The sequence below is a fragment of the Photobacterium frigidiphilum genome (assembly GCF_003025615.1).
Taxonomy (GTDB): Bacteria; Pseudomonadota; Gammaproteobacteria; order Enterobacterales; family Vibrionaceae; genus Photobacterium; species Photobacterium frigidiphilum.
Genome location: NZ_PYMJ01000077.1, coordinates 1 through 5,400, shown reverse-complemented (window position 1 = coordinate 5,400; position 5,400 = coordinate 1). Strand labels below are relative to the sequence as shown.

6 protein-coding genes and 1 pseudogene are annotated in these 5,400 nt (G+C 56.2%); all 7 read right to left on the bottom strand.

Annotated elements, in window-relative coordinates; all coding sequences use genetic code 11:
* Positions 1-246, bottom strand: a pseudogene (locus C9J12_RS29450) (type-F conjugative transfer system protein TraW); the annotation flags it as partial.
* A gap of 27 nt (positions 247-273) precedes the next feature.
* Positions 274-717 carry a hypothetical protein gene (locus C9J12_RS29445; RefSeq protein WP_107246937.1) on the bottom strand — a complete coding sequence of 148 codons (444 nt, stop codon included), beginning with the start codon at positions 715-717 and terminating at the stop codon, positions 274-276.
* Positions 714-1,130 (bottom strand): hypothetical protein, encoded by a 417-nt coding sequence (locus tag C9J12_RS29440; RefSeq protein ID WP_107246935.1) that lies wholly within the window; start codon positions 1,128-1,130, stop codon positions 714-716. Before C9J12_RS29440 ends, C9J12_RS29445 begins: the two co-directional genes overlap by 4 nt.
* A gap of 3 nt (positions 1,131-1,133) precedes the next feature.
* Positions 1,134-1,484, bottom strand: coding sequence for a TrbI F-type domain-containing protein (locus C9J12_RS29435; RefSeq protein ID WP_107246932.1), 351 nt, complete (start codon positions 1,482-1,484; stop codon positions 1,134-1,136).
* Positions 1,481-4,069, bottom strand: coding sequence for a type IV secretion system protein TraC (traC, locus tag C9J12_RS29430; protein ID WP_107246929.1), 2,589 nt, complete (start codon positions 4,067-4,069; stop codon positions 1,481-1,483). Before traC ends, C9J12_RS29435 begins: the two co-directional genes overlap by 4 nt.
* Positions 4,070-4,302: 233 nt before the next feature.
* Positions 4,303-4,689, bottom strand: coding sequence for a type IV conjugative transfer system lipoprotein TraV (gene traV, locus C9J12_RS29420; RefSeq protein WP_107246924.1), 387 nt, complete (start codon positions 4,687-4,689; stop codon positions 4,303-4,305).
* Between the two features lie 11 nt (positions 4,690-4,700).
* Positions 4,701-5,400 (bottom strand): TraB/VirB10 family protein (locus C9J12_RS29415; RefSeq protein WP_193944723.1); only part of this gene is annotated, 700 nt, incomplete at its 5' end.

The following is a 5,400-nucleotide window of genomic DNA, read 5'->3' as shown; positions in this document are numbered from 1 at the left end:
GGCCACAGGGGCCGGGCGTCGGACGCTGGCCTTCACCCGGCTCTGCATGCGTTTTTTCATCGCATCCATTTCGCCATTTTGGGCAAAGGTGCGCAGGCGTTGGTCAATCCAGTCGAGCATGTCGATTTCCCCGATGGGGAAGATGTGGCCGACGACGCCAAGTGTTTTGGCCTGTGCGAAGAGTGGCAGGGTAGTGAAGAGGGCGAGCAGCAGGCCTGTCTGCAGCCCCCTGGCGGTCATTGTCATGGTGGGCTCCTTTTCAGTGTTGAGTGTCTATTTACCACATTGATGGGTGTCGTCTTTGGCAGGCTCCGACGGGTGGTAGGTCGGCTTTCCTTTCAAACAATCCGATGAGTACGCGTGTTCATCTAAATGGATTCTACATGGTCGGTGCTGATGGTCTCTTTGGTAATGCTCCTCTGCCCGTAGGGTAAGGGCGTTGTAAAATCCGCCTCTGTTGAATATGACGCCGACCAACAATGTGACGAGTAGCCAGCCCTTGAAAAGAAAGATGGTGACGGTGGCCAACTCCGGTCGGTGCAGCCATTGTTCGTCAAGTGTCACAGCACCAAGCACGGTAAACAGTGTCATGGCCGTGGTATTGAGCATCGTAAAATGGAGCAGGCGGGCGGTGCATAACACCAGGTTTGCTAATTGGTCAAGGTAGTGCGCCGGGGAATGAACTGCGGTTTTTAGCGTTGAATGTTGGCTGTTCATTGTTCACTCGCCTTATCGATTAACGCGTTGAATTGGTTTACCCCCTGCGGGAGCAAGGCATTCAGTAAATCCGGGACAGAGCAAATGTTCCGGGTGGGTTTGAGGTTTTCTGGGAGGTAATAGGCGCTGCCGATCAAGGTCTCGGCGATATAGTGCGCTTCTTCAAGTGTTAGGTTGTTTTTAAGGCTATGGTCAATGCAACGCTTTATGCGTGAGGCGACCTTCTTTTCCAGCTCCGCCCTGAGTGTGTGGTTGAGTGATTCTTGAGCATCTCGCCAATTAACAAGGCCAAATCCCAGCGGCCTTAATATTCTGATGAAGGTAATGAGCATCTCGACGTCATGTCTGTCAAACAGGCGTTCGACGGTGTTTTCTATCGCATGCGATAGAAGGGTGTCGCAATGGTCTGTCATGGGTTATTCCTCTTTGGTGAGGGCATTGAGCGTGCGCTGTTGAATGTCGCGGGTCACGTCGGGTGCGCCCGCCACGAGGGCGGGGGTGACCACAATCACCACGTTCTTTTCGATACCGTATGCGTACAGCACGTCCTCCAGGGCGGCTGAAAAACGCGAAGCCTGGTTTCGTTGTTGCGCCGGTGATAGGGCGCGTTTGGCGATGTCTTTCTCAAACGCTGCCAGGGTGCCTTTCATGTCCATGTGGACCAGGGCGGGCGTGGGGTTGAAAGGTCCCACGCCGAGTAGGCAGACGGTGGCAGATACAAGGAGTGACAGTGTCACGCTTAATGTCACGGTGCGTCGTGGGCTCATGGTGTTTCCTCCTGGACGGTTTGGTGCTGGGCAAGGATGGCCGAAAACTCTGCCATGGCCTGGCCGTTAAAGTGCATGGCGGTTTGCTCGATGGCTTCGAGTAGCGGCACGCCGCGGTTGATGAGGGTTTCGCAATATTCATATTCTTTCGGCTCGGTAGAAAACATGGAGCGGGTCCACGGGTCGGCAAAGATACGGTGGAACGAGGTGTACGAGCCCGCTTTTATCATTGCGCAGGAGTGCCCGGCATCCTGGGCCCGCGGGAAGTTCTTGATCATGGTTTGTTCGTACGGGTTGAAGTGTTTCGGGTTCCCCTTCAAGAAATTCTCGAACCCTTCCCCCTGGCGCAGGGTGATGTGGATATCGGAGTTGTTGAAGGCGGCGCGGGCTTCTTCGTTCTGGAAGAAGTCCTCAATCCCCTGGGTGACGGTACAGAAGCAGCCACCAAATTTTCGGGCGGTGCGATAGCCGGTATTAATGAACTCGCGGGCCTGCGCATTGGCCCCGCTCATCAATGACCAGGCTTCCTCGATGATGCACATCTTCGGGGTCGAACGACTGCCGGACAGGTACATCTGTTGGTTGATGGCGACCATCAAGGCGAAGATCACCGGGCGTTTGACCGCATCGGCAAAGCCGTCGAGCTCCAGGGTGGTGAAGTGGATATTTGGGTCGAGTTGCGACGGCTTGTTGAACACATCGCCGTAAATGCCGTCGCTGCAGTATTTATTGAGTTGGGCGGCGATATCGCTGATACGGCGGTCATCCTCCTTCTCTTTGGCCAGGGTATACAAGGCGGCTTGGACATCATCAATCAGGGCGTCCGTGCCCTTGCTTTTCCAGGCAATTAAAATGGCATCGCCGAGCATGGATTCCTGGTATGGCACCAGCTCCTCGCGGGGGGAGGCCATCGAGCCAATCAGGCCGGTGATGTTGTCGAGTACCAGCGCAATCGGATCGACTTTGTTGCCCTGCTCGTCATTGATATCCCCGAAGGTGCCCGCATCCCTAGCTTCTTCCATTTTCCCCAGGTGGGTAAAGGGGTTGAGGAAAATGTTCTCGTGGGTCATGTAGGTGCCGCCGAGCATCAGGGTCTCCTTTTTGTAACTGGAGCCTTTGTCTAATATCCACACCTTGCCCGAGCGGGCATAGACGGCTTGTGCCAGCTGCTGGACGAAAAAGGATTTACCGGCCCCTGAGCCCCCGGTCAGGGCAATGTTGTAGTTGTCGCTGCCACAGTTGAAGGGGTCAAAATAGCTGATTTGGTGGCGCATGGTCGGCACCATGACCCCACCGGAAAAGTTTTTGTACTCCGCCACAATGGGTAAGAAATTGACGACGTTGGACGTTTTCATGGTGCGGGTGCGGGCGGCTTTTTGACAGTCCTTGAAGTAGCCTTCGGTCATGGCAAACGGCAGCGTACACAGGGTACTTTGTCCCTGCAGCATGTTGGTACGCACCACGGAGAGCCCGGCCTCGCGGAAGGTGGACGTGGCCACGGTGGTGTGGGTTCGCGCTTTTTCCTGGGTGGTATAGAGGCTGATGGTCATCACCATGGTGGCGATTTTGTATTCCTGGTGCATCAAGCCGTTTTGCAGCTCCTCGCGCTCTTTGAGCTCCTCCTCTGCAGAAGGCACCAGTAAACGCATTTTCGAGCCCACAATCTTGGTCAGCGATTGGATTTTGCTGTCGTTCTGGGTGATTTGCTCCCCCGTTCCCTCGATACGGAAATTAACGCTGAGTCGGTGCGGGCACTGCAGGCTGTTGGCAGTACGGCGCAGGGAGGCGAGGCAGTTTGAAAAACCGTACAGGCGAAAATCATTGGGCAGGCGGGCCAGCCCGAGATTGACAATGCGGGTGCGTACTGGCGTATCACCGTCAGGCGGCGTGTGCCGGGTGTCCATGTGGGCGCGGTGAATAAGAAACTCGCTGTCCGGACTCAGCGTCTGGGTGTTGATGGGCTCGTATTCGTTGTAGGTGGCCGGTTGCGGCCGGTCCTGGTGGCGGTTGAAGTTCAAATGCTCGCGCACATGGGTCATCAATTCCACGGGGGTCACGGGAGAATGGTTCAGTCCGCATTGCGTCAGCTCCGCGGCCAGCATGTCCTTTGCCTCAAGCAGCGCCTCCTTGGTGTCGGTGGTCGAGACAAACAGGCAGGCGTTGTAGTCCTTCAAGTCGTAGTGATAGGCCTTGTTCAGTCGGGTGCTGAATCCCTGCTGGGCACTGTGCTGGGCGTAAATTCCCTGGTTGGTGGCAAACTGCTCACAGATGCCGCCTCGGGCACCCATGGTGGCGGTATTTTTCTCAATCAGATCGGCGACCTGGTTGTTGCCGACCAGCACAAACTGGTAATCCCATTTGCTGCCTTCGGGCAAGTTGCAAATGATGGCGTTCAGGGAGGAGACCAGATCATCATTGGCCCCGCCGAGGACCGCGAGCGACAAGCCGAATCCGCGGCTGTTGCGGTTATCAAATACCCCGGTCTCATCGTCATAGAACCGGTAGGGCAATTCGTGGTGGAGGTGGTAGTTGTTGGTCTTGCTGGCTTTTACCAAACCGGCCAAATCGGTGAAGGGGTGTTTCATGGCTTAATCCTCCGCGCAGATTGGGTGGGACGAACGGATTGATTGGCTGTCTTTACGAGTGACTGGATGAATGTATCGAGAAATAAGGACTTTCCTGCCCCCATGCCGCCTATGCCAATGGTCCCGTTGTTGCATTGGTCATTGAACGGGTTACTGTCACGGATTGGGTGGGGCAAGTCGATGCGGTTGGTCAGGTTGGCTTTTATGGTATCGGTAAAACAGGCTTTCATGGCTTAATCCTTACGAACGGCTTGTACTGGGCGGCCGGTCCATTGACTGTCATCGAGGACGATGTACACGTCGGCGGTATCGACGTAATGGCCCTCGGGGGTGGTGAAAGGGAATATCGTGACTTTTTGCACCTGCTCCCCGGTGCGTTGCGGGGTGCCCTCCCTATCCCGTCGCGGCAGGGGAATAAAGAAGGTGTTTGGGGCAGGCAGGGTATTGGCTGTGGTCTGGCCGTTGGCGGAAAACTCGCCGCGGCTCACGGCATCGCGTACATCGGTCATGGAGGCGCAGCCTTCCAGACCGCCGATTTTGGTACACGAAAAGTCACTTTTCATGCCGGCCGAGCAACCGGTGAGCAGCAGGGCGACAGATAACAGGGCGAAATGGCGCATGGTAGGGTTCCTTATTGGGGTATGCCAAAGGGTGTGGCGGCTTGTCCCGGTGCCGGGCGCGCCCCTGGCGGTAGCTGGCTCAGTAACGGGTTGGTGATGGTTTCCATGATTTGCGCCGCGGGCGAGGTTGCGGTGCTTTGCTGCTGGGCAAGGGCGGTTTCGTATTCTTCAATGCCGACGGCATCGAGCGGGAACCCTTTGAGGAATACGATGTTGACCACGTTGCCGGGGTTGAGCTCGATGATAGGGTGGTACTGCTCGGCCAGCTTGATGTAGTAGTCGGCCAGGGTCTTGCCGGCGCCCTGGACACCTTCTCCGAGCATGTTCAGCAGTGCATCTTCTGGTTTCACCGATGATGTCGTCCCGAGGGCTGATGTCGAGGTGGTCTGGGTCAGGCTTGTGGCTGCCGTGCCAGCACCGCCCAAGATACTGGCAATCCCGGCCATCTGGACAATTTGTCCGTTTTGGATCACCGTGTTGCCGCGAATACCGTTGCGACCGAAGTTAAAGACTGTCGCCTCCACTGGGATGTCGATGATTTCGTCGTCCTCAAAGATGCAGCTGATGCGGTTGGTCCGGGCGATGCCGCGGCTGGAGGAGACCTCCCCGTAAACGGCGGCGGTGATGGTGCAGTCCATTAACCGTGAGTTTTTACCATTGGGTAACAGGCCGTTATTCAAGGTCTGGAATACGATGGGGGTGGTGTCCCCC

Excerpts from the sequence above, each read along its gene's own strand:
- C9J12_RS29445 (WP_107246937.1), bottom strand. The coding sequence starts at position 717 with ATGAACAGCCAACATTCAACGCTAAAAACCGCAGTTCATTCCCCGGCG.
- C9J12_RS29435 (WP_107246932.1), bottom strand. The coding sequence starts at position 1,484 with ATGAGCCCACGACGCACCGTGACATTAAGCGTGACACTGTCACTCCTT.
- traC (WP_107246929.1), bottom strand. The coding sequence starts at position 4,069 with ATGAAACACCCCTTCACCGATTTGGCCGGTTTGGTAAAAGCCAGCAAG.
- C9J12_RS29440 (WP_107246935.1), bottom strand. The coding sequence starts at position 1,130 with ATGACAGACCATTGCGACACCCTTCTATCGCATGCGATAGAAAACACC.
- traV (WP_107246924.1), bottom strand. The coding sequence starts at position 4,689 with ATGCGCCATTTCGCCCTGTTATCTGTCGCCCTGCTGCTCACCGGTTGC.